Source organism: Plantactinospora soyae (assembly GCF_014874095.1).
Classification (GTDB): domain Bacteria; phylum Actinomycetota; class Actinomycetes; order Mycobacteriales; family Micromonosporaceae; genus Plantactinospora; species Plantactinospora soyae.
Genome location: NZ_JADBEB010000001.1, coordinates 8,443,223 through 8,466,913, shown reverse-complemented (window position 1 = coordinate 8,466,913; position 23,691 = coordinate 8,443,223). Strand labels below are relative to the sequence as shown.

Annotated in this window: 21 protein-coding genes; 10 read left to right on the top strand and 11 right to left on the bottom strand. The window is 70.7% G+C overall.

Annotated features, from left to right (window positions below; genetic code table 11):
- Entirely contained in the window at positions 1-939 is a 939-nt protein-coding gene (locus H4W31_RS37060; protein WP_192770853.1) for an NADP-dependent oxidoreductase, read from the top strand.
- 152 nt (positions 940-1,091) lie between these two features.
- Here the strand turns inward: H4W31_RS37060 and H4W31_RS37055 are convergent, their stop codons facing one another.
- The 3 genes from H4W31_RS37055 to H4W31_RS37045 all read right to left on the bottom strand — a co-directional run bounded on the left by H4W31_RS37055 (position 1,092) and on the right by H4W31_RS37045 (position 3,700).
- Positions 1,092-1,940 (bottom strand): hypothetical protein, encoded by an 849-nt coding sequence (locus tag H4W31_RS37055; protein WP_192770852.1) that lies wholly within the window; start codon positions 1,938-1,940, stop codon positions 1,092-1,094.
- A 26-nt stretch (positions 1,941-1,966) separates the two neighbouring features.
- Positions 1,967-2,743, bottom strand: a complete 777-nt coding sequence (locus tag H4W31_RS37050) for a hypothetical protein (RefSeq protein ID WP_192770851.1) — start codon at positions 2,741-2,743, stop codon at positions 1,967-1,969.
- A 309-nt stretch (positions 2,744-3,052) separates the two neighbouring features.
- Entirely contained in the window at positions 3,053-3,700 is a 648-nt protein-coding gene (locus tag H4W31_RS37045) for a TetR/AcrR family transcriptional regulator (RefSeq protein ID WP_192770850.1), read from the bottom strand.
- Between the two features lie 153 nt (positions 3,701-3,853).
- On the opposite strand from H4W31_RS37045, the gene H4W31_RS37040 reads away from it, so the two are divergent.
- The 3 genes from H4W31_RS37040 to H4W31_RS37030 all read left to right on the top strand — a co-directional run bounded on the left by H4W31_RS37040 (position 3,854) and on the right by H4W31_RS37030 (position 7,678).
- Positions 3,854-4,885, top strand: coding sequence for a medium chain dehydrogenase/reductase family protein (locus H4W31_RS37040; RefSeq protein WP_192770849.1), 1,032 nt, complete (start codon positions 3,854-3,856; stop codon positions 4,883-4,885).
- Positions 4,886-5,031: 146 nt separating this feature from the next.
- Complete coding sequence (locus H4W31_RS37035; RefSeq protein WP_192770848.1) at positions 5,032-6,570, top strand: alpha/beta hydrolase; 1,539 nt, start codon at positions 5,032-5,034, stop codon at positions 6,568-6,570.
- A gap of 208 nt (positions 6,571-6,778) precedes the next feature.
- Positions 6,779-7,678 carry a hypothetical protein gene (locus H4W31_RS37030; protein ID WP_192770847.1) on the top strand — a complete coding sequence of 300 codons (900 nt, stop codon included), beginning with the start codon at positions 6,779-6,781 and terminating at the stop codon, positions 7,676-7,678.
- Positions 7,679-7,705: 27 nt separating this feature from the next.
- Here the strand turns inward: H4W31_RS37030 and H4W31_RS37025 are convergent, their stop codons facing one another.
- The 4 genes from H4W31_RS37025 to H4W31_RS37010 all read right to left on the bottom strand — a co-directional run bounded on the left by H4W31_RS37025 (position 7,706) and on the right by H4W31_RS37010 (position 13,060).
- The gene (locus H4W31_RS37025; RefSeq protein WP_192770846.1) at positions 7,706-8,950 is read right to left on the bottom strand and encodes a flavin-dependent oxidoreductase; all 1,245 of its coding nucleotides are present in this window, start codon (positions 8,948-8,950) and stop codon (positions 7,706-7,708) included.
- A 1-nt stretch (position 8,951) separates the two neighbouring features.
- Entirely contained in the window at positions 8,952-10,031 is a 1,080-nt protein-coding gene (locus H4W31_RS37020) for a cupin domain-containing protein (RefSeq protein ID WP_192770845.1), read from the bottom strand.
- Positions 10,032-10,152: 121 nt separating this feature from the next.
- Complete coding sequence (locus H4W31_RS37015; RefSeq protein ID WP_192770844.1) at positions 10,153-10,701, bottom strand: GNAT family N-acetyltransferase; 549 nt, start codon at positions 10,699-10,701, stop codon at positions 10,153-10,155.
- A 34-nt stretch (positions 10,702-10,735) separates the two neighbouring features.
- Positions 10,736-13,060 (bottom strand): LLM class flavin-dependent oxidoreductase, encoded by a 2,325-nt coding sequence (locus tag H4W31_RS37010; protein ID WP_192770843.1) that lies wholly within the window; start codon positions 13,058-13,060, stop codon positions 10,736-10,738.
- Positions 13,061-13,169: 109 nt separating this feature from the next.
- On the opposite strand from H4W31_RS37010, the gene H4W31_RS37005 reads away from it, so the two are divergent.
- The 3 genes from H4W31_RS37005 (at position 13,170) to H4W31_RS36995 (ending at position 15,098) form a co-directional block, all read left to right on the top strand.
- Positions 13,170-13,703, top strand: coding sequence for a MarR family winged helix-turn-helix transcriptional regulator (locus H4W31_RS37005; RefSeq protein WP_192770842.1), 534 nt, complete (start codon positions 13,170-13,172; stop codon positions 13,701-13,703).
- 184 nt (positions 13,704-13,887) lie between these two features.
- Positions 13,888-14,736 (top strand): glucose 1-dehydrogenase, encoded by an 849-nt coding sequence (locus H4W31_RS37000; protein WP_192770841.1) that lies wholly within the window; start codon positions 13,888-13,890, stop codon positions 14,734-14,736.
- 38 nt (positions 14,737-14,774) lie between these two features.
- Positions 14,775-15,098 (top strand): plasmid stabilization protein, encoded by a 324-nt coding sequence (locus tag H4W31_RS36995; RefSeq protein WP_192770840.1) that lies wholly within the window; start codon positions 14,775-14,777, stop codon positions 15,096-15,098.
- 52 nt (positions 15,099-15,150) lie between these two features.
- Here H4W31_RS36995 and yaaA read toward each other — a convergent pair whose 3' ends face one another.
- The 4 genes from yaaA to H4W31_RS36975 form a co-directional block, all read right to left on the bottom strand.
- On the bottom strand, positions 15,151-15,948 hold the full coding sequence (gene yaaA / locus H4W31_RS36990; protein WP_192770839.1) for a peroxide stress protein YaaA: 798 nt from the start codon (positions 15,946-15,948) through the stop codon (positions 15,151-15,153).
- Positions 15,949-16,016: 68 nt separating this feature from the next.
- On the bottom strand, positions 16,017-17,009 hold the full coding sequence (locus tag H4W31_RS36985) for an ROK family protein (protein ID WP_318783633.1): 993 nt from the start codon (positions 17,007-17,009) through the stop codon (positions 16,017-16,019).
- Positions 17,006-18,475, bottom strand: coding sequence for a M81 family metallopeptidase (locus tag H4W31_RS36980; RefSeq protein ID WP_192770838.1), 1,470 nt, complete (start codon positions 18,473-18,475; stop codon positions 17,006-17,008). Before H4W31_RS36980 ends, H4W31_RS36985 begins: the two co-directional genes overlap by 4 nt.
- A 12-nt stretch (positions 18,476-18,487) precedes the next feature.
- Positions 18,488-19,633: an ROK family transcriptional regulator gene (locus H4W31_RS36975; RefSeq protein WP_192770837.1), complete on the bottom strand. Its 1,146-nt coding sequence runs from the start codon at positions 19,631-19,633 to the stop codon at positions 18,488-18,490.
- 282 nt (positions 19,634-19,915) lie between these two features.
- Here H4W31_RS36975 and H4W31_RS36970 point away from each other — a divergent pair, with 282 nt between their 5' ends.
- The 3 genes from H4W31_RS36970 (at position 19,916) to H4W31_RS36960 (ending at position 23,679) form a co-directional block, all read left to right on the top strand.
- The gene (locus H4W31_RS36970; RefSeq protein ID WP_192770836.1) at positions 19,916-21,721 is read left to right on the top strand and encodes a peptide ABC transporter substrate-binding protein; all 1,806 of its coding nucleotides are present in this window, start codon (positions 19,916-19,918) and stop codon (positions 21,719-21,721) included.
- Between the two features lie 75 nt (positions 21,722-21,796).
- Positions 21,797-22,756, top strand: coding sequence for an ABC transporter permease (locus H4W31_RS36965; RefSeq protein ID WP_192770835.1), 960 nt, complete (start codon positions 21,797-21,799; stop codon positions 22,754-22,756).
- A gap of 2 nt (positions 22,757-22,758) precedes the next feature.
- Positions 22,759-23,679 carry an ABC transporter permease gene (locus H4W31_RS36960; protein ID WP_192772695.1) on the top strand — a complete coding sequence of 307 codons (921 nt, stop codon included), beginning with the start codon at positions 22,759-22,761 and terminating at the stop codon, positions 23,677-23,679.
- Positions 23,680-23,691 lie beyond the last annotated feature (12 nt).

Genomic DNA, 23,691 nt, shown 5'->3' with positions numbered 1-23,691 from the left:
ATGAGAGCGATCACCGTGCGAGACCGCGACGCGGGTGTCGGCGGCCTCACCCTGGCCGACATGCCCTACCCGCACGCCGCGGAAAACGACGTCATCGTGCGTGTGCACGCCGCGGGCTTCACTCCGGGGGAGCTTGACTGGCCGGCAACGTGGTCTGATCGCGCCGGTCGCGACCGGACACCCAGCATCCCTGGGCACGAGCTGTCCGGGACTGTGGTCGAGCTCGGCTACGGCACCACCGGCCTCACCGTGGGCCAGCGGGTGTTCGGACTGACCGACTGGACCCGCAACGGATCCCTGGCCGAGTACGCCGCGGTGGAGGCTCGCAACCTCGCCCCCCTCGCGGCCGACATCGAGCACACCGTGGCCGCCGCGCTGCCCATCTCCGGACTGACCGCATGGCAGGGACTGTTCGACCACGGCCACCTCACGACAGGTCAGACCGTCCTCATTCACGGCGTCGCGGGCGGAGTCGGCTCGATCGCCGCCCAACTCGCCCGCGAGGTGGGTGCCCGTGTGATCGGCACCGGTCGGGCCGGCGATCGTGATGTCGCGCTCGGCCTCGGCGTACAGAGCTTCCTCGACCTGGCCGCCGACGATTTGCAGCAGGTCGGCGAGGTGGACGTGGTGTTCGACGTCATCGGGGGCGACATCCTCGATCGATCGACCAGACTGGTACGCCCAGGCGGCACCCTCGTCACCATCGCCATGCCCCCTGCCGTGCAGCCCAAGGACGGGCGAGCCGTCTTCTTCGTCGTCGAACCCGATCGTGCCCGGCTGACCGACCTCGCCGCGAGACTGCGGGCCGGACGGCTCAGTCCCATTGTCGGCGCCGTACGACCGCTTTCCGAAACGGCCGCCGCGTTCGCCCGCCACCGCCACGCGCCCGGCAAGACGATCATTCAGGTCGCGGACGACCAAGGAGCGCAGCACTCGTGATCGGTCTGCGGATCGCCAGCGGCGCGCTCGACCTGATCGCTGCCCGGGTCTAAGGCGACCGTAAACGCCACGGTGCTGGTGCCCGACGGAGTCAGTGGAACGGGCCTCCCCGCGCTCGGCAGGGGAGGCCCGTCGCTGGCGAGGTTGTCCGGTCAGGACCGCAGCTCGGTGAGCGCCGCCGCGAGGATCCCGGACAGCGATCTCCGGGCGACCTCGTCGCGAAGCGCTTGATAGTGCGGGTAGTAGTTCAGCATCTGGCCCGGGTTGGCCGGATCGCGGTACCCGGCGAACTGTCCCCAGCGCCAGAGCGCGTACTCATGCCGCCCCGCCATGGGTCCATTGGCGTGCTCGACACATTGGAAGTAGCCGGGGATGTACAGCTCGGGATAGATCTGCCACACCTCCTCCTCGTTCGGGATCGGAAGGGCGAACCGATCGAAGTATTCGTGGCAGAACACCTGGAACGTGTTCTGCATCTTGGCGAAGGCGGCGATCAGGTACTGCTCCAGTTGCGCGGTCTGTAGGTTGGCCTGCGCCCGCGCCGCCAAGGCGACCGGCCCCAGCGAGGTGAGCAGGACGCCGAGGTCGCGCATCGCCTCGAAGTTGAAGTTCTGCCCGACCACGTCGTAACGGACGTTGATGGCCGTGACGCAGGCGGTGGCGTCCTGCGCGAACCGCTGCTTGAGGCTCATCGGGAAGTCCTGGCTCTCGACGAATTCCAGCATGGCGTGCTCGGTGCAGCCCCGTACCTCGGCGACGGTCAGCGCGTCCATGTGGTTCTTGATCGCCTGCTCGGAGCGGCGGACCTCGCTGACCATCATCGTGACCGCCTGCTCCAGCGTCAGCTCTCCGCTCTTCGAGCCGCTGTAGAGGGAGTACGCGGCGTAGGCGAACTGAGCCACCGCGATGATCGTGGACGGGTCCACCGCCTGTGCCGGCCGAGGGGCGGTGGGCACCGCGATCCCGGTGGCCACCACCGTGGCGACGAGCCCTCGTACCATCAGTTTTTTCAGCCTGGTCCTCATCTTCACCGGCCCCCGTTGTCTATCCGCTGCAGGGCGTCCCTGGCCACTTCCCAGCTCGTGCCGGCGCCGGCCGCGGCCTCGAGCGTCGCCCCGGTCCACGGTCCCTCCCGCCACTCGCCACTGACCTGGTAGTCCTGGAAGGTGCGGGGGCCGTGGGGCGTGGTACAGGTGTGTACCACGTGGTAAATCGACGGATGGTAATCCATGTCGCCCTCCCGTGAGGTGCACCTCGGCTTCAGCCGGTCGACGATCGCCTGCATCGCCGTCCGGAAGTTCGGCATGTACGTGCTCGTGCCGAGCCCGGCCGCGACCCGTGCCTCGAGCCCGACCGAGTAGAGCGAGTAGACGGCGAAGCCGAGGTGGTCGGCCTCGGAGTCGGAGTCCACGGCGTCGAAGACGCTCTTGGCCTGGCGCGCGTGCAGGGCGACCTCCAGCGCGTAGTCCAGCAGCGCGTCCTCGGTCAGCAGGGGTAGGGAAGGAACTTCCAGGATCGCGTGCTCGGCGGCGCCGACCCACGGAGCCGAGGCGACCGCGTCGAGGTGGGTGAGGATGGCGTCCTCGGCCTCGCCCACCACCGCGACGAACTCCTGCAGTGCCTGGATGAGCTGCTGCTCGGTCAGGTCGCCCTGGCGGGCGTCCAGGAACAGTCGGAAGGCGACCTCACCCACCTTTTTGATTGCCTGGCCGGTGGTCGCCTGCACCGGCGTGGCCGCACCGGGCAGCAGCACCACCACCGCCAGTGCCGTCATGGCGATGCCACGTAACAATCTGGCTCTCACCTAAAGTCTCCCTCCGCTGGGGGTCGCGACCAGGTCAAGCCCGTCGATGCCGCCCTGGTTCGAAAGCACGTTGTCATGCACGACTGGAATATGACTGGACGCGCCGTCGGGGGGCCCAGGACCAGGCCGAAGCGGGGTGCGCCACCGGTGCCCAATGGACAGCGCGGCCGGCGCGGGCCGGCGTTGTGGTGGGTGCGAGACCGGGGAGACGGCGCCGCCCACGAGACTGTCGATGGCGTCGCCTGACTCGCGAGCAGCCGGCGGAGTCGCCGCAGTCAACCCCTGCTCCTGCCGGCCCGCCCGGCGTGGTCAGGGCGCCGACAGGTTGTCCAGTTCGGCGGTGAACAGTCGGGCGGGGTCGAAGCCCATCCCGGTGAAGTGGCCGGCGAGTTCCAGGGACAGGATGCCGTGCAGTCGGGTCCAGAAGACCAGGGCGCGGTGGAGGGCCACGGACGGGGCGGGGTGGCTGGCCGCCCACTCCCGGTGGTCGTCGAGGTGCGTGTCGAAGGGCGTACCGGGGCGGTCCGAGGGCAGCGCGGCGCAGGCGTCGAGCAGGGGCGTCATGATCTCGGACGCGATCCGGGTGACGCCGTCCGGTGCGTGGTAGCCGGGGACGGGTGTGCCGTAGACGAGGAAGTACCGCTGGGGATCGTCCAGCGCCCATCCGCGTAGGGCGTGGGCCAGCGTGCTCAGGTCGGCGCCGGCCTCGGCGGCCGCGCGGAAGGTGTCGGCAAGACTTCGGTACGCGTCGGTGACGAGTTCGGTGATCAACTCGTCGCGGCTGGCGAAGTACCGGTAGAGCGCGGGACCGGTCATGCCCATCTGCTTGGCGATCGCGTTGAGGGAGAGCGCGGACGCCCCTGCGGTGGCGATCTGCGCCCAGGCGTGTTCCTTGATCTCCGTACGCACCTGGGCGCGGTAGCGCTCGCGGGGAGTCCTCGTGCCTGCCTCCGCCATGATCTGCCGCCCTTCCGTGCCAGGTGACCCTGCCCCTCAAGATCTAGTTAGAGGCTATCACGAAACTTCTTGACTCTTCCTGGCGTGTTCTGTTAGAACTTGTCACGGAAGCGAGAGTCACTAAGTTGTTGGCCGCATGCGATGGAGGTCGTCATGAACGTCGAAGGACTGGTCGAGGTCGTACTGCCCGGCAAGGTGGAGCCGGAAGGGTTGCAGATCCGGCGCGGTGCCGTACCGGCTGCGGGCCCCGGCCAGGTCGTGATCGCGATGGAGGCGACCGGGATCTCCTTCGCCGAGCAACAGATGCGCCGTGGCCGCTACTACGACCAACCGGGGTTCCCGTTCGTACCCGGCTACGACCTGGTCGGCACGGTCTTCGCCACCGGCGAGGGGGTCGAGCCGGGCCTGGCCGGCACCCGGGTGGCCGCGCTGGTCAAGGTCGGCGGCTGGGCCAGCCACGTACTCGTCGACGCGGCCGACGTGGTGCCGGTGCCCGACGGGATCGGCCCGGCGGAGGCGGAGACCATGGTGGTCAACGGGATCACCGCCTGGCAGATGCTGCACCGCAAGGCGCGGGTCCGCACCGGGCAGACGATCCTCGTGCACGGCGCCAACGGCGGCGTCGGCTCGGTGCTGGTGCAACTCGCCCAGGCCGCCGGAGTGACCGTGATCGGTACGGCGTCCGCCCGCCACCACGACGCCCTGCGGGACCGAGGCGTTCTCCCGATCGACTATCGCACCGAGAACGTCGCCGCCCGGGTCCGCGAACTCCGCCCCGAGGGCGTGGACGCCGTCTTCGACCACGTCGGCGGTCGCGGCATCGTCGACTCCTGGGGACTCCTCGCGCCCGGCGGCACGCTCGTGTCGTACGGCAGCGCCTCCACCCGCGACGACACGGGCTCAAAGCAGTGGCCCGTAGTCAAACTGCTCGGTCGGGTCGGGCTGTGGAACACCCTGCCCAACCGCCGCCACGCCTACTTCTTCAACATCTGGGCCGGTCGGGCCCTGGCCAAGAACCGGTTCCGGGCCCAGTTGCGTGCCGACCTCACCCAGGTGTTCGCGGCACTTGCGCGTGGTGACGTCACCGCCCAGATCGCCGCCCAACTGCCGCTCGCCCGGGTCGCCGAAGCCATGCGGCTGGCCGAGTCCGGCACCGTCGCCGGGAAGATCGTCCTGAACCCGTAACTCGCGCCGACGCGGCGAGGACGACGTCCCAGCCCAGCGACACCATGCCGGCACCTGCCGGCCCGATGTCCGCCGACGCCGGCCGGATCTGAGATTCCCGCCGGCCGTCCCGGTGGGGTTCCCGACACGTCGGTACGGTGCAGCGCATGTCGATCGAGCGGTGGCTCGTGAACCTGGTACGCATCCGATCGGTGCTGTGGCGTTCGGGGCTGCTTCTCGGTGTGCTGCTGCTCGTGGCCGGTGCACTGGGGATCTGGTCCGCCGGGCGGGACCTGCGCTCGGCGTCCGTGCACGTCGCCGACGTACCGGTGGAGATCGTCCGCCCGGTCGGCGGCGGAACGGGACGACCCGCCGTCGTGGTCGCCCACGGCTACGCCGGCTCGGGGCGGCTGATGCGACCGTTTGCCGACACGCTGGTGCGGCGGGGGTACGTGGTAGCCCTGCCGGATCTCGCCGGACACGCGGCCAACACCCGGCCAATGACCGGGCCGGACGAGATCGACCGGCAACTCGCGGCCGTCGTGCGGTACGTCCGGAGCCTGCCCGAGGTCGACCCGGCGCGGGTGGCGCTGCTCGGCCACTCGATGGGAGCCGCGGCGGTGGTCCGGGTCGGGGCCGGGGACCCACTGATCGCCGCCACCGTGGCGATCTCGTTGGGCGACGGTACGGCAGCCGCGCTGCAGCCCGGCCCCCGCCACCTACTGCTGATCGTCGGCGCGCTGGAGCCGGCCGGCATTCGCTCCGTCTCGGCGGCGGCGCTCGCCGGCGACACCGCCGGACGCCGGATGGTGCGGGTGGCGTTCGTCGAACACGTCGGGGTGCTCTACGCCGACCGTACCCACCAGGAGGCGGCGCGCTGGCTCGACGATGCCCTGCGGCACCAGCCGGAGCGATCGGCGATCGCCGGCAAGCGCCGGGTGGCAGCGGCTGGGCTGAGCCTGATCGGAATGCTGCTCCTGGTGATCGCCGTACTGGTCCGGCCACCGGCAGGTGCGGCGCCCCCGCCACCGGCCGGGCCGGTACCGCCCATCCGCCTACCGATGGGGCGGCTTGCCGGTGCGGTGCTGGCCGCCCCGGTACCGGCGCTGGTCGGCGGCTGGGTGTCGGCCCGGATGCTGCCGGCGCCGGTCTCCGGCTACCTCGTCGGCTATTTCACGCTCGCCGGGGCCACCCTCGCATCGGTAGCGGTGCTGGCCCGCCGCCAGGCCGGTACCCGTCGGCCCGAGGGCGATCTGCGGGGACCGGCCGGCGCCGGACGGCTGCACAGCAGATCGTGGACGGCGGGAGCCACCGTCGTCGCGCTGGCCGTGGGGGCGGGCGCGGCGGTCGTCGTACCCATCCATCTCGGCCTGACCTCGGTGACGCCGCACGGGTCGCGTTGGTGGCTGATCGGAGTGCTCGCCCTCGCCACCGGAGCCCTGCTCGGCGGGGTGCACGCCGTCTCCCGTCCACCATGGAGTCTCGCGGTCCTGGCCGCAGTCTGCCTACCACTGCCCGTGGCTGCCACCGTCGGCCTGGCCCCCGGTTTCCTCGCGCTCATCACGCCGTTGCTCGCGGCACTGCTCGCGCTGTACCTCGTGGTGGCCGGCGTGGCGTGGCTGACCGGGATGCCCTGGTGGCGCACCATCCCGGCCGGCGCACTGATGGTCGCCTGGCCCGTCGCCGCCGCGCTGCCGATCACCTGACCGATGCGCCGCCGGTCGGCATTGACCGGCCTACCCGGACGGTGGTGTCCGGTTAGGATGGTCGGTCGCTAGGGTGGCCCATTGACATATTTCCACCTGACGGCCTCGGTGCGGACCGGTCGCCGATCCGGGGTGGCGAGCGGTCGATTGTCGTCGTAATCGCCGCTCGGTACCGAGTCTTCCTGCGATGTGAGGATGGTTGGAACTGATGGTCACCGTCGACCTCGCCCTGCTGGGATCGGAACTGCTGGCGGCGGAGGAGTCCCAGGCGACGCCGATGATCACACTGGTGCTGCCGTTGCTGGCCGTCGTGCTCAGTCCACTCACGGCGTGGCTGACCTTCCAGTTCGTCCGGAAGCGCGAGTTGGCCGAGTCGGTGCGGGTGGAGGTGGAGCGGATGCAGCAGGTGACCCTGCCGTCCCTGGCCGCGACCACGCGGCACGAGGTGGAGCGTGACACCGAAGTGGCGAGGCAGGCCGAGGAGCGTAGTCGCCGCGAGGCGGTTCGCAGGGAAGCACTGAAGTGGACCACCCCGATCCTGATGGCCGCCGACGAATTGAACAGTCGGCTGGGCAACGTTCTTGAGGGCGGCGCCTACCCGGCACTCGAGCCCGGCTGGCGTAGGCCTGATTCCTGGTCGATGTCGCACGATTACCTTCGCAGCTCGACGCTGTACCTCTTCTCGGCGTACTTCAGCTACGTCCAGCTACTGCGTCGCTCGCTGAACTTCGAACTCTTCCGCTCACAGGAGGAGAAGGATGCGCTCTTCGGCGGGATCGAGGCGGTGGCGTCCGCGTTGGCGACGTACCCGACGCCCTGGTCGTCCGCTGGACGAGACGCGCAGGTCTTCCGGCTACAGCAGCGGGCCCTCGGCGAACTGCTGTTTGTCGACGGCGTGGAGGGGCCGACCTGTATGACCTACGCCGATTTCACGGGACGGATGACCGAGGACCGGTTCGTCCAGCAGTTGGCGCCCCTGCGGGAGCTGCTTGACGGCCTCATGCCGGTGCAGGAGGACTGCCGGTGGCGGCGGCTCGTGGAGACCAGGAACGAGTTGTACGCGTTGTCGAAGGTCTGCCGGGGACTGCTCGCGGGCGTCGCCGACTGATCTGGCATCGGCGGACCGTGGCCGGCGTCATCGAGTCGCGGTGGGGTGGCCGGTCACCTCCCGGTAGCGGTTCGAGATCGCGGCCAGTTCCGCGACGCTGATGACGTTCTCGATCCGCGCGAACGGCCGGTCGCCGGTACGGGTGAACACCTCGCGCAGGATCGCATCCGGCGGATGGCTGCGGTTGGTGCGTACGACCCGGGCGGTGGCCGGCAGACGGCGCGACTCGTACGCCTTCAGCGCCGCGCCCACGTCGTCGGTGCGGTGCAGCTCCTCCCGCAGCGCGTGGGCGTCCAGGATCGCCTGGCCGGCTCCGTTCGATCCACGCGGCACCATCGGATGGGCGGCGTCGCCGAGCAGGGTGATCCGGCCGAGGGTCCAGTGGTCCAACGGCTCCTGGTCCACCATCGGATACTCGAGTACCTCCTCCGACGCGTGCAGCAGGGCCGGCACGTCGAGCCAGTCGAAGTGCCAGTCCGCGAACGCGTCGGCGAAGTCGTCGAGGTTGCCGACCCGGTTCCAGTCGCGTCGCTGGTGGTGTGGCGTCTCCAGTTCCGCGACCCAGTTCACGAGCTGGTTCCCCGCCTCGTCGACCGCGTCCCGGATCGGGTAGATCACCATCTTTCCGCTGGCCAGCCAGCCGGCGCGGACCATGCTCGCCCCGCTGAGGAAGGACGGCCACCGGGTGACTCCGCGCCACATGTTGACCCCGCTGTAGACCGGCTCTCCCTCGCCCGGATGGAGCTGTCGACGGATCACCGAGTGGATGCCGTCGCAGCCGACGAGCGCATCGCCCCGTACGTCGGGAAGTGCCTCGTCGCCGGGTACGCCCCGGAAGCTCACCCGTACGCCGTCGTCGTCCTGGGTCACCCGGGTGCACCGGTGGCCGAGCCGTACCGCGGCCGGCCCGAGGCGGTCCCGTACCGCGTCGAGGAGTACCCGTTGCAGGTCGCCGCGGTGGAGGGAGAACTGCGGCGAGTCGTAACCGGCGTACCGGCCGGCGGGCTCACGGTAGACGAGCTGCCCGAAGCGGTTGTAGAAGACCGACTCCCGGGTGGTGACGCCGGCCTCGGCGAGCGGCGTCGTCAGCCCCAGCCGGGCGAGAACCGCCGTCGCGTGCGGCAGGACGTTGATGCCCACGCCGATCGGCGTGACCGCCGGGACGGCCTCGTACACCTGGCAGTCGATGCCGGCGTCGTGCAGTTCGAGTGCCAGGGTGAGGCCGCCGATTCCCGCGCCGACGATGACCACGTGGGGACGGGACGGCCGCATCTCAGGATCTCTCCTGCTGGGCGGGGAGGGTCTCGGTTCTGGCCAGGCGCATCGCCTCCAGCACCGGCGCGTCGGAGACGCTGAACAGGTCCGTCGGCTCGGTCGCCGAGAGGTCGAAGGGCGCCCAGGAGGGTACGGCGAAGACGTCACCCGGCTCCAGGTCGAACCGCTGCCCGTCGATCAGCGCGGTCGCCGCGCCCGAGTAGGTGACCCAGATCGACGAGCCCGTCCGGCGGATCGTCGGGGTACGGGCGCCGGGCAGCAGGCGGTGCATGCTGCATCGGATCGTCGGCATCACGTCGGCTCCGGAGGTCGGATCGGCGAAGCGCACCGCGGCGTGCCGCTCGGCGCCCGCCTGGAGCAGTCGGGTCAGCGCCCGGTCGGTGTCCGCCCGGCGGTACGCGAGCAGCGAGGAGTGTGCCGGCGGCGCCTCGGCGTCCAGCGGTAGCAGGCCGGGGGCTCCGGCGTACCGCAGTTCGGAGCGGGACGTCGGATCGACGGCTCGGTTGGTCATCCGGTCCGGACCGTCCTCGAAGAAGATCGCGTCCATCGCCCGCACCATCGGGATGTCGAGGCCGTCGAACCACAGCATCGGCTCGCTGCCCGGGTTGTGGTGCTCGTGCCAACACCAGCTCGGGGTCAGGACGAGGTCGCCGGGACTCATCGACACCGGGTCGCCGTTGACGAGGGTCCAGACGCCGTTCCCCTCCAGGACGAACCGCAGCGCGCCGGGCGTGTGGTGGTGCGCCGGTGCCACCTCGCCCGGACCGAGGTACTGCACCGCACCCCAGAGCGTGCTCGTCGCGTACGGGAGGCCGTCACCGCCCGGGTTCGCGAAGGCGAGCACCCGGCGGTCGCCGCCCCGGTCGATCGGCACGAGTTCGCCGGACCGCACCGCCAGGGCCCGCAGCCGCTTCCACCGCCAGCGGAACGGCACGTCGTGCAGGGGCGGCGTGCGGGGCATCAGACCCTCCTGCATCCACAGTGGCTGGAGGTCTGCCTCGGCGACGTCGGCGTAGAACTCGTCCAGGGCGGCGGGGTCGGGGGTGTCGGTCGGTGCCGGAAATCGTCTCGTGGCCATGGTCGGTCCTCTCCCGTGGGTCCGGTGCCGGCGCGCTTGCGACGACTATAGGGAGAGATGCCCGCCACACAGAACGACATCCGCCAATGATTCTGCTGGAGAGAAAAATCGACGGAGATCTTTACTTGTGGGCGACCGGAGCGGAGATCGGCTTGCGCATCCGGACCAGTCGTACGGGCGTACCGCCGGCCGGGTCCTCGACCTGCTCGATCGGTACGAACCCGGCGACCTCGTACAGCGGCCGGCCCGACAGCGTGGCCATGAGTTCGAGCGCGCCGAACCCCTCGGCAGCGGCGGCGGCCTCACAGAGCGAGAGGATCAACCGACCGACGCCCCGTCGGGCGAACCGGGGATCGGTGTACATCGCCCGGACCTTGGCGGGGTTCCGGGCTGGATCCAGCAGCGCCGGGTCCCGGCCCTGGGAGTGGTCGCCGCCGTAGAGGGTGGCCCGTCGACTCCAACCGCCGCAGCCCACGATCTGCCCGTCCAACTCGACCACGAAGTAGGTCCCGTCGTCGATGAGCTGGGTGTCGATGCCCATGATCGACCGGCTCGACTCGATCTGCGCGTCGTCGAGGAACCCCTTCTGCAACTCCGCGATCGCGGCCGCGATCAGGGGCAGCAGGGTGGGCAGGTCCGCCCGGCGGGCGAGACGACTCGTCAGGGTCACGGCTTCTCCCCAGCGGTGGCGTGGTCAGAGGCGGTCATTCAACCACCACCGCCCGACGGGGCTCTCCGGCGCGGTCGGCGTCCTCGTCCGGGTCCGTGCCGGTCGCCGGGGGGATCGGGAAGTTGCGGTCGAAGACGTTGTCGGGGTCGTACGCGGCCTTGAGCCGACGGAGCCGGCCGAGGGTGGGCTCGGGAAAGGCGTCGAGCAGCCGAGCCGGATGGGTGTCGCTCTCGAAGCTCAGGTACATCCCGTCGAGGTGCCCGGACAGGTCGGACCAGAGCTTGTCGAGCCGGGCCCGGCGATCCGGCACGGTGGCGGCGAGCACCGAGAAGTTCTGGGTCCGGTGCGGATACGCCGTCGCGTCCCGGTGCACGTCGTTGACGGCGCCGCCGACCGAGCGGAACTGCATGACCAGTACGTCACCGGAACGGATCATCGTCTCGACGGAGTCGGCCGCCTCCGGGGTGACGTGCCGCAGCAGGCCGCTGTGGACGTCGGCCAGGCCCTGGCCGTGGTGCCGGTTGTGCGCCGGGGCGACGATCGCCGGGTACGGCACCAGTTGCGCCTGCTGGTCGAGGATCGGGCCGATCTCCAGGAACGGGGTCAGCGCGTTCTCGGCCGCCTCGATGTCGTCTCCGGCGTAGACCAGGGTGACCTGGGCCATCGGCGGGTTCTGCCGGCGGCCGGGAAAGAGCGCGAGGAAGCTGGTGAGTTCCCGTGGCGCGTCCTCGACCAGCCGGCCCCAGCGGCGGAGCAGCTCGGCGACCCGGGTCGCGTCGACGGCGAGTTGGGCGTGGACGACGTTGCCGACCTCGTACGCCTCCAGTTCCAGGGCGGTGACGACACCGAAGTTGCCGCCGGCGCCCCGGATCGCCCAGAACAGGTCGGCGTGGTGCTCGCCGTCGGCGCGTACCAGGGTGCCGTCAGCGAGCACGATCTCGGCGGCCACGACGTGGTCGATGGTCAGGCCGAACCGGCGGACCAGGAAGCCGATCCCGGCGGTGGTGGCGAGCCCGCCGACGCCGACGTCGCCGTAGTCCCCGGAGCTCATCGCGAGGCCGTCGCGGGCGAGCCGCTGGGCGACCTCACCCCAGCGGGCGCCGGGTTCGAGGCGGATCCGTCGGGTCGCCCGGTCGAGCACCTCGACCCGGTTCATCCTCGACAGGTCGAGCACGATGCCGCCGTCGTTGGTCGACCGGCCGCTGATGCCGTGGCCGCCGCTGCGTACCGAGAGGGGTACGTCCTGGGTGCGCGCGTACGTCACCGCGTCGATCACCTCGGCGGCGTCGCGGGGACGGATCACGACCGCCGGTGAACCCTGGCGGCTGTAGCTGTGCCGGACCCGCTCGTACTCGGGGTCGCCCGGTTCGACCGCCCCGTTGGCCAGCGAAGCGGGAAGCGCGGCGCGGTCGACGCCGGGTCGGTGTCGGGCCAGGGCAACGGTCGGCCCGGTCGCAGCGGCGGTCGTCGTACGCTCCTTCGTGACGGCCTCGCGCAGCGCGGGGGCGACCTCGTGGCCGAAGGTCTGGATGAGGCGCGGGTCGTCCCGGCCGATGATGAAGGCGCTGAACCCCTCGTCGAGGACGAGTGGGAGCAGTTGATCGACCCACTGCGCGGGCGTTCCCCGCAGGACCCCGCCGTCGGTGGCGGAGAAGTCGACCTGGAAGAGGTTGAGCAGCCGCCGGATCTGCCGTGGGTCCCGTCCCGCCGAGGTCGCCGCCTCGTCGATGAGGCGGTTCGCCGTGACCCGGTCCGGGGACTTCAGATATTCCAGGGTCGGCAGCCAGCCGTCGGCCTTGCGGCCGGTCAGCGCCAGCATCCGCGGCTTGTACGCCCCCAGCCAGATGCCGATGTCGTGTGCCGGCGCCGGGCCACGGCGCATTCCCGGTACGCGATGGTGGTCGCCCCGCAGTCGCAGCGGTCCTCGGGTGGAGGTGTCCCAGCCGCCGCGCAGGACGTCGATCGCCTCGCTCAGCGCCGCCACGCTGTCCCCGGCGGACAGCCGGCCTCCGCCCATGCCCTCGATGGCGTCCCAGAACGCTCCGGCGCCGAGCCCGAGTTCGAACCGTCCGTTGGAGAGCAGATCCAGGCTCGCCGTCGCGCGGGCCAGTACGGCAGGTGGGCGCAGCGGCAGGTTCAGCACGTTCGCCGAGACGCGGAGCCGCTCGGTGCGGGCGGCGACCCAACTGAGCAGGGTCCAGGTGTCGAGGAAGTCCGGGTTGTAGGGGTGGTCCTGGAAGGTGGCCAGGTCCAGTCCCGCCGACTCGGTCAGCTCGGCCAGCGCCACGACCCGGTCCGGATCGTTCGCGCTCGGCGTGAGGAACGTGCCGAACAGGAGCTCATGGCCGTAATCGGGCATTGCCCTCTCCTTGCCCACGGTGATAGTTGGCGCAACAAGAAGTCTAGCCAGCAAATCTTTTGTCGGCCAACTCATATGGTGGCCAACAGACCACTGCTAGGCTCGGGGTATGTCCGCCGATGGAGATGACGCCGCCCTCCCGGAGGCCCGCCGGTCGGCCACGAATCTCGGCTGGTCGCTCGGGATGGTGCTGCGCCGCTGGCACGAACGCGTCGAGGAGACGCTCCGGGACCTGCCGCACGGCAGCCGGGGCTACCACATCCTCACCGTGGTCGTACACGACGAGGTGCCGACCCAGGGCGCCCTCGCGACCCGGCTGGCGATCGACCGGAGCGTGCTCACCTACCTCATCGACGACCTGGAGTCCGCCGGCCTGATCGAGCGGCAGTTGGATCCCCGCGACCGGCGGGCCCGGCGGGTCGTCGCCACCGAGCGGGGACGCGCGGTGCTGGCGGACGCCGAACGCCGGGTCGGGCTCGCCGAGCAGCACGTGCTCGCCGGGCTTCCCGAGGACCAGCAGGGCGCGTTCCGGGACGCCGCGGGCCGCGCGGCGGAGGCGATCCACGCCGCCGCACCCGGCACGGATCCCTGTGTCGCGGTGCGGGACGTCCTGGATCCCCCCGCCGACCAGTTCGTTCCCTGACCCGGCTTCCGGTCGCGCGGGGCCGGGTTTAGCGGCCATCGGGCCCGGGCAGTTTGGCCCGTACCGGGCCGTTCTGCGGCCAAGGTGGAGATACTCCGGGTGCTCGTGCTCGCCGGTCCGTCCACGGGATCGCGACGGCGCACCTGCGGCGAGGCGCCAGCACCCGGCGGGAAGGAGCAGCCCGATGGCCGACACCCAGCAGTCCGAGCCGGCACAGCAACCACCCGGCACCCTGGGCGCGATGCGGCACAAACCCGACCACGGCGAGGAGTCCTACCGGGGTTCCGGACGCCTGGCGGGCAAGAAGGCCGTGATCACCGGGGGCGACAGCGGTATCGGCCGGGCGGTGGCCATCTCGTTCGCCCGCGAGGGCGCCGACGTGTTGATCTCGTACCTGAACGAGCACGACGACGCCCGGGAGACCGCCAAGCTCGTCGAGGAGGCGGGTCGACAGGCCGTCCTGGTGCCGGGAGACGTGGGCGACGCGGCGATGTGCCGGACGATCGTGGACCGGGCGGTCGAGGAGTTCGGTCGGATCGACGTACTCGTGAACAACGCCGCGTACCAGATGACGCACGAGACCGTCGAAGAGATCAGCGACGAGGAGTGGCAGCGCACCTTCGACATCAACATCACGGCGATGTTCCGGCTCGTACAGGCGGCACTGCCGCATCTCGGCGCCGGGGCGTCGATCATCAACACCAGTTCCATCAACTCCGACATGCCCCGCCCGACGCTGTTGCCGTACGCGACCACCAAGGGCGCGATCGCGAACTTCACCGCCGGCCTCGCCCAACTGCTCGGCGACCGGGGCATCCGGGTCAACAGCGTCGCGCCCGGCCCGATCTGGACCCCGCTGATCCCGTCCACCATGCCGCCGGAGCACGTCGAGAAGTTCGGCAGGAACACTCCGCTGGGCCGCCCCGGCCAGCCGAAAGAGGTCGCACCCGCGTACGTCCTGCTCGCCTCGGACGAGGCCAGCTACATCTCCGGCGCGATGATCCCGGTGACCGGCGGCAAGCCCATCCTCTGATCCGTCGTCACGACCCCCCGAGGAGAAAGGAGCCGGTCATGCCGGCAGGGTCCAGCCCGAAGAGGGAACGGCAGTACAAGCACATCAAGGCCAGTGCGAAGAAGCGCGGCGAGTCCACCGAGCGCGCCGAGGAGATCGCCGCGCGTACCGTCAACAAGGAACGTGCGCGCTCCGGCGAGGCGAAGACGGCCAGCAACCTGTCGATCAAGGACGTCTCGTCCGGACACCGGGGCGGCAAGCGGTCCCACACGGGTGCGCAGGGCCGCACCAGGGCGCAGCTCTACAACGAGGCCAAGAAGCGGAACATCAAGGGCCGCTCGACCATGAGCAAGGCCCAACTGGAGAAGGCGCTGGCCCACTGAGGCGAGGCCCGGACCTCCGCCGTCGTGCCCACCGTGCTCGACTTCCGTCGTCCTAGAGTTCGGCGACGACCATGTCGAGCTGACGCGGTCGGCCGGCGGCGGACGGCTGCTCCTCGACGGTGTACTTCAGGTCGCGCAGCGCCTCGACCAGCCGGCCGGGGGAGCGGGGTGCCGCTCCGGCCAGCATCAGGTCCCGGACCAGTCGCCCCTTCGTCGCCTTGTTGAAGTGACTGACCACGGAACGCCGGGTCTCGCCGTTCACCACCTGCTCGTGCAGCACCCGTACGGCCACCGTCCGCTCGGCCAGCCGACCGGTGGGGCGCCACGTCGCCGCGTACCCGCTGGAGCGGAGGTCGAGGACCGGCCCGGCGTCGACGGCCTCGGCGAGCACCGGCTCCAGCAGCTTCCGCCAGTACGATCCCAGCCCGCCCACCCCGGGCAGGTTGACCCCGATCGCACAGCGGTACGCCGGAATGCGGTCGTCGACCCGGATCGCTCCCCAGAGCCCGGAGAAGATCAGGGCGGAGCGCCGGACCCGGGCCCGGGCGGCGCCGGTCAGGGTGTTGAGGCCCAGCGCGTCGTAGAGCACCCCGGTGTAGATCTTGGCGGCGGGCCCCGTCGGAGCGGTGCGCAGACCCGCGTTGATATCCAGTTCCTCGTCCTGCCCCGGGCCCAGCCCAAGCACGCCCCGGGCCCGCTCCCGGTCCCCGCCCGAACAGAGCGCGACCAGCGCGTCCACGACCCGTTCCCGGGCCGGGGTCAACGCACCCTGGCTCAGCGAGTCCAGGTCCACCGGGCGGCCGGACCGGGGCGCGGTCTTTCCCTCCGAGGGAGGCAGCAGGATCAGCACAACCGGCAAGCCTACGCACGGCCCGGGCGGCGATCTCGGTGACCCGGCCCGGCCGGCGACGCCCCGACTCAGCCGGCGACGGGTTCGGAGACGGGCGCGGCCCAACCCTCGGGTACGGCCAGCCCCGCCGCGCGTCGGGCCAGGACGGCGGCGCCCACCTGCGCGGCCACGGCTCCGAAGGCGGACGGAAGCACCTCGGGCGCGGCCCGCCAGGCCAGCGCCGAGCGCAGCGCGTCGCGCACCGGGTCGAAGAGTTGCGGGCCGGCTTCGGCGAGTCCACCGCCGAGCACGATGCGGGCCGGGTCGAGGGTCAGGGTGAGGGTGGCCAGCGCGGTCCCCAGGGCGTGCGTGGCGGTGTCCCAGACGGACCGGGCCAGCGGATCGGTGGCGGTGGCCGCGGCGATCGCCCGACTGTCCAGTTCCGGGGTGCCGCCGAGCCGGGCGTAGCGCCGGGCCAGCCCACCGGCGGAGGCGTACACCTCGAGGCAGCCCCGTTGCCCGCAGGGACAGGGTTCCCCGCCGGGGTACACCGGCATGTGGCCGACCTCGCCGGCCGACGAGGTCGCACCGGGCACGGGTTCGCCGTGCACCACCACGGTGGCGGCGATGCCGGTGCCCAGCGGTAGGAGCAGGAAGTTGTCCAACCCACGGGCGGCCCCCGCCACCGCCTCGGCGACGCCGGCCGCCCGGGCGTCGTGCCCGATCGCGACCGGCAGTCCGAGGTCGTCGCGGACCAGTGCCCGCAGCGGCACGTCGCGGAACCTGATGTTCGAGGCGTACCGCACGATCCCGGCGGCCTCGTCGACGATGCCCGGGGTCACCACCGCGATCCCGACGGGCGGGGCGTCGAGGGCGAGCGCGTCGTCCCGGAGCCGGCGGCACAGGGCCCGTACCGCGTCCACCGGATCGCGGTCCGCGTCCGCCCGCGAAGGTACGACCACCGTGTGCCGGATCCGGCCGTCCTCGTCGAACAGCGAGCCCTTCATGGTGGTCCCGCCGACGTCGACGGCGAGTACGCAGCCCGTCGAGATCGGCCCGCCGGACCGGGTCGGAGCGGTCACCGGGTCGCCACGGTCAGGTCCGCGACGAAGTCACGGTCCAGCGGGAAGATCGGCCGCACCAGGTGCGCGTACGGCAGCCGTTCGAGATCCTGGTCGACGCCGCCCGGGGTCAGGGCGAGCAGCCAGTCGCCGGCGGCGTCGAAGAGTTCGGGTTCCAGGTAGCCGATCTTCACCACGACCAGGTCCACCTCGTCGACCGCGACACCCAACCGGGCGTACGAGGCCAACTGCCGGTACTGCATCCGGCGGGACGTGACGAACACGCTGAGCCCCCCGACGCGGATGCTCACGCACCGGCCGCCGTCGGGGTCCTCGGCGACCGCCTCGAGGACACCGGCGAGCGGGAGCGGCCCCGGATCCCGCGGGTCGATGCGGCCACCGACGGGTACCTCGACCGGCGTGCCGGGTGACCGGTCGGCGACCTGCGCCACGGCCTCCGGGTCGACCAGCGAGGCGAACACCGCCCGGACCGAGCCGTCCCGGATCTCGGGCCGGGCCAGCAGCCGGGACAGTGCGAAGGTGACGTCGTCGGCGCCGCCGGCTCCCGGGTTGTCGCCGGAGTCGCTGATGAAGAAGGGGCGCCGGGCGGGATCCGCGACCGCGACCAGGGCCGTGTCGAGACACTCGTCCATCGGGCCGGTGGGGGCGACGAAGGTGAACTCCTCCCGGGCCGCCCAGAACTGTTCGCCGAGTTCCCGGGCGGCCTCGGTCGCGGCCGCCGCGTCGGTGCCGGTGGCGACGACCGCGCCTCGGCAGCGGGGCTGGTCGGCCCAGGCGAAGCCGATCCAGATGGCGACGTCGATGACCCCGTCCCGGGCCTCGACCTCGGCGATCCGCCCGTACAGTCCGCGGGCCGGCTCGACCCGGGTGCTGGTCATCTCGCCCGGCAGCAGGACCGGTACGTGCACCAGGGCCTTGTGCGGGCGCTGTCCCCGGCGCAGCGCGTCCACCAGGTTGCGGGCGGCGCGCTCGCGGGTCTCCCAGACGTCGACGTGGGGCGCGGTGCGGTAGCAGGTGAGCAGGTCGCAGCCGGCGAACAGCACGGGTGAGACGTTGCCGTGCAGGTCCATGGCGGCGGACACGAACGGCTCCGGCCCGATCACCGATCGGATCGCGGTGACGAGGTCACCCTCGGCGTCGTCCCGGCCGACGACGCTCATCGCGCCGTGGATGTCCAGCAGGACGCCGTCCAGGGTGCCCGCCCGGGCCAGGCCGTCCAGGATCTCCGCCGACCAGGCGTCGTAGGCCGCGGCGTCGACCGCGCCGCCGGGCAGGGCCCGGGCGTGCACCAGGGGAACCCACTCGATCTCGGCGGCCCACGGCGCGAGGGGCGAGAGCCAGGCGTAGCGGGCCGTCAGCGCATCGCCACGGGTCACCTCGAAGTCGCTGGCGGTGCTCAGATGCGGCGAGAAGGTGCTGGACTCGATGTGTATGCCGCCGATGGCGATCCGGAGGGAACGGGGCACTGATGGAGCTCCTCAGCTGGGACGGACGTCGGCCGCCGTGCGTACCAGGCGCCCGAGGCCGACCAGGGCGGCATCCGGGCCCACGACGCTGGCCTCGATGGACATGGACTGGGTCATCGACGGCAGGCAACGCTCGTAGAGCATCCCCCGGGCGGCGGCCACGTAGACGTCGAGGCTGGACAGTGCTCCACCGATGACGACGGCGTCGGGGTTGAGGAAGTTGACCAGGCCGGACAGCGCGACCCCGAGCAGCCCACCGGCGTGCCGGACCAACGTCACCGCCGTCGGTTCGGCGTCGGTGACCGCGGCGATGACGTCATGGGTGGTGGTTATCGGCAGGCCCCGCTCGGCCAACTGGGAGGCCAGGGCGGCACCGCTGGCGACGGTCTCCAGGCAGCCCCGGCTGCCGCAGGAGCAGTGCCGCTCGCCGCTGTCCGCCACCCGTACGTGGGTGACGTCGCCGCTGAGCCCGCGACCGCCCCGGTAGACCTGCCCACCGGTGACCAGGCAGCCGCCGATGCCGGTACCGGCCTTGACGTAGATCATGTCCCCGGTCTCCCGGTCCCGGGCGGTGTGCTCGCCGATCGCGGCGGCCTTGGCGTCGTTGTCGACGACCACCGGCACGTGGAAGCGTCGGCTCAGCTCGACCTGTGCGTCGACACCGCTCCAGCCGGGCATCCGGGCCGGGCCGATCAGCCGGCCACGGGGAAACTCGACCGGTCCCGGCAGCGCCACGCCGATCCCGAGCAGCGCCTGGCCGGGGGCGGTCGTCGCCTGGATCCGGCCGAACGCCTGCGCGACCGCGTCGAAGACCTCGGCGGGCCCGGCCGCGATGTCGATGGCCACCTCCTCGGCCGTGACCAGTCGCCCGTCGGGGGTGCACAGGCCGATCCGGGCGTGCTGGGCGCCCAGCTCCGAGACGGCGAAGACCCCGGCGATCTCGCGTAGGCGAAGGATCCGGGGCCGTCGCCCGCCGGTGGAGCGGCCCACGCCCTCCTCCAGGATCGCGCCCTCCTCCAGCAGTCGCCGAACGACGCCGGTGACGGTCGAGGGGGCCACCTGGAGCGCCTCGACGAGATCGGCACGGGAGGTGGCCTCGCCGTTGGCCAGCAGCTTGAGCGTCTGGTCCCGCAGGGTGGCGGAGATCGGATCCGACATGCCTCTCCTCCTTAGGGCCGGTCGTCCGGCGCCGCTTCAGCTTGTCGGGTGCGGTGGCCGGGGTTCGAGCAGGGGTCGCGGCGAAGGTCATCCGGAGATGCTTCGACGACTTCGATCGTAACCTGACCGAAGTTGGCGAACAAACTGAGTTAGTTTCGTTGACTCCTAACTTTGCTCGCTATACATTCTCCGCATCGACCGCTTGAGCAGCACCAGGCGGCTGGACGCGACGCCTCTGACGCCCGACGACGCGGGGCCCGTGTAGATCAATCGAGGAGACTCATGAGGAGCAGATTCCACCGGCGCGCCCTGCGCGGCGCCGTGGCCATAGCCAGCGTGCTCGCCATCGGCGCGGGACTGGCCGCCTGCAGCGGCGACAGCGGTTCGAAGGGCGCCCAGGGCGGGAGTCAGGGGAAGGACACCGTCACGGTCGCCTTCCGGACCCCCAACTGGATCCTGCCCATCTCGGCCCCCGGATTCACCCAGGGCGAGAACGCCACCTTCACGACGGCGCTGTACCGGCACCTGTACGAGTACCAGCTGGACGGCTCGGCGCAGTACAACATCAACTCCGCGCGCTCGATGGCCGAGGCGCCCGTGGTCAGCAACGGTGGCAAGACCCTGACGATCACGCTGAAGGACAACACGTGGTCCGACGGCAAGCCGGTCACCACCAAGGACATCGACTTCTGGTGGGACCTGGTCACCGCGAACAAGGACAAGTGGGCGTCGTACCGGGCCGGTGGCTTCCCGGACAACATCGCCGACTGGAAGATCGTCGACGAGAAGACCTTCTCGATCACGACGACGCAGGCCTACAACACCGCGTGGTTCGTGGGGAACCAGCTCAACCGGATCGTCCCGCTGCCCCAGCACACCTGGGACAAGGACTCCGCGACGGCGACCGTCGGCAACCTCGCCAGCACCCCCGAGGGCGCCAAGAAGGTCTTCGACTTCCTCACCACGGCGTCGAAGGACCCCAAGTCGTACGCGACCAACGAGCTGTGGAAGGTCACCAGCGGCCCCTGGAAGCTGGACAAGTACGTGCCGAACGGCGAGGTCGTGCTCGCCGCGCAGCCGACCTACTCGGGCTCGGACAAGCCGAAGCTGGCCAAGGTCGTCCTGCGGCCGTTCACCAGTGACGACGCGGAGTTCAACGTGCTCCGCGCCGGTGAGATCGACTACGGGTACATCCCGCCGGCCAACCTGTCCCAGCAGTCGTACCTCGAGTCCAAGGACTACAAGGTCGCACCCTGGTACGGCTGGTCCACCACCTACCTGCAGCTGAACTTCAACAACCCCAAGACGGGCGTGTTGTTCAAGCAGCCGTACCTGCGCCAGGCGATGCAGATGCTCGTCGACCAGCCGACGATCAACAAGGTCATCTGGTCCGGCATGGCCGCCCCGAGCTGTGGCCCGGTGCCGCTCAAGCCGGGCACCACCGATGCCAGCGGGTGCGCCTACTCCTTCGACCCGGCCAAGGCCAAGGCACTGCTCGAAGGCCACGGCTGGAAGGTGACCCCGGACGGCAAGACCGTCTGCCAGACACCGGGTGCCGCCGAGAACCAGTGTGGCGAGGGCATCGCCGCCGGCACGCCGCTGGCGTTCACGGTCACCAGCCAGAGCGGGTTCGCCGCGACCACCAAGATGTTCGCCGAGATCAAGTCGCAGATGGCCAAGCTCGGCATCGAGCTGACCATCAAGGAGGTGCCCGACTCGGTCGCGGTCACCCCGGCCTGCAAGCCGACCGAGGCAACCTGCTCGTGGGACATGTCCTTCTTCGGCTCGCAGGGCAGCTGGTACTACCCGGTCTTCGCCAGCGGCGAGCGGCTCTTCTCCACCGGTGCGCCGGTGAACCTGGGCAGCTACAGCAACCCCGAGGCGGACCGGCTGATCGAGGCGACCCAGTTCTCCGCCGACGAGAGCGCGCTGAAGGCGTACAACGACTTCCTCGCCAAGGACCTGCCGGTGCTCTGGATGCCGAACCCGGTGTACCAGATCTCGGCGTACAAGTCGGGGTTGCAGGGCGTCGAGCCGCAGGACCCGATGAACTACTTCTACTTCCAGGACTGGTCCTGGAAGAACTGACCCACTGACCGTCCCGGCTCCGGTGGCGCCTGACCGCGCCACCGGAGCCCTTCGAGGAGGGGGAGGAGCCGCCCAGTGGTCCGGTACCTCATCACACGCCTGGGCCAGGCCCTCATCGTCATCGTGCTCGTCACGGTGATCGCGTTCATCATCCTGCACCTGCTGCCGGGCGGCGCCGCTCGCTCCGCGCTGGGCAAGGAGGCGACGCTGGAGCAACTGGCGGCGTTCAACCACGAGATGGGCTACGACCGGCCCTGGGTCCAGCAGTACCTGATGTACGTACAGCGCCTGCTGCACGGAGATCTCGGCTACTCGTTCCAGCTCAACCAGTCGGTCACCGAGGCCATCGCCCAGCGGCTGCCGAAGACCATGGTGCTGTCGCTGCTGTCGACCCTGCTCGCCGTCGTGGTGGCGATCCCGCTCGGCGTGATCCAGGCGGTACGTCGCAACCGGTGGCCCGACTACACCATCACCTCGCTGTCACTGCTGGCGTACGCCACCCCGATCTTCTTCATGGGCCTGATGATGATCATCCTCTTCTCGCAGGTCTGGCCGATCCTGCCGCCGGAGGCGCCGCAGGGCTTCACCCTGGGGGAGATGCTCGCCGAGCCGGCCGGGCTCGTACTGCCCACCGTCACGCTCGCGATCGTCACCATCGCGGTGTACTCCCGCTACATCCGCTCCTCCATGGTGGACAACCTCAACGAGAACTACGTGCGTACCGCGCGGAGCAAGGGGCTGTCGGAGCGCCGGGTCGTCGTCCTGCACACCCTGCGCAACGGTCTCTTCCCCGTGATCACCCTGCTCGGGATGTACCTGCCGGCGCTGTTCAGCGGGGCCCTGGTGGTGGAGTCGCTGTTCAACTTCCCCGGAATGGGTCAGCTGTTCTGGCAGGCGGCGCTGAAGCGCGACTTCCCGATCCTGCTCGGGGTCACCTTGATCATCTCGGTCGCGACGGTGCTCGGTGCGCTGCTCGCCGACCTGCTCTACGCCGCCGTCGACCCCCGGGTCCGACTTCGGGGGAGGACCTCGTGACCATGCTGCCCGAGGTGCCCGGCGTACCGGTCGGTGCGCCACCGCCCACGGTCGACGCCGACGACGTACCGGTCCGGGGCCTGTGGCGCCAGGGGGTGTCGGTCTTCTGCGAGAACCGGCTCGCCCTGGTCGGCCTGGGCCTGTTCATCCTGCTGGCCGGGGTCTGTTTCCTCGGGCCGCTGGTCTACCACACCGACCAGGTGCACACCGATCTCGCGGCGGTGCACCTGGGACCCGGCGAACAGGGGCACCCGCTCGGCACCGACGGCGTCGGCTACGACCAGCTCGGCCGGCTCATGCTCGGCGGACAGACCTCCATCATCGTCGGGCTCGCGGCCGGCATCCTCGCCACCTTCCTCGGCACGCTGTGGGGAGCCGTCGCCGGATTCGCCGGCGGTTGGGTGGACTCCGCGATGATGCGGGTCGTCGACGCGATGATGTCGATCCCGTCGCTGTTCCTCTTCATGCTGCTGGCCGCCATCGTCACCCCGAGCGTGCCGATGCTGATCCTCATCATCGGCGCCTTCGCCTGGCTGGGCCCGGCCCGGCTGGTCCGTGGCGAGGCGCTGAGCCTGCGTTCCCGCGAGTACATCCAGGCGATGCGTTCGATGGGCGGTACGGGTGGCCGCGCGGTACGTCGGCACATCGTCCCGAACGCCATCGGAACCGTGATCGTCAACGCGACCTTCCAGGTCGCCGACGCCATCCTCTACGTCGCCTACCTGTCATTCCTCGGCCTCGGCGTTCCGCCGCCGGCGGCCAACTGGGGTGGGATGCTCTCCGACGGTCTCGCGGACACGTACAGCGGTCACTGGTGGCTGCTGTACCCGCCCGGAATCGCCATCATCCTCATCGTGCTCGCCTTCAACTTCATGGGCGACGGGCTGAGGGACGCCTTCGAGGTCCGCCTCCGGCGACGCTAGCAGGAGCAGGGA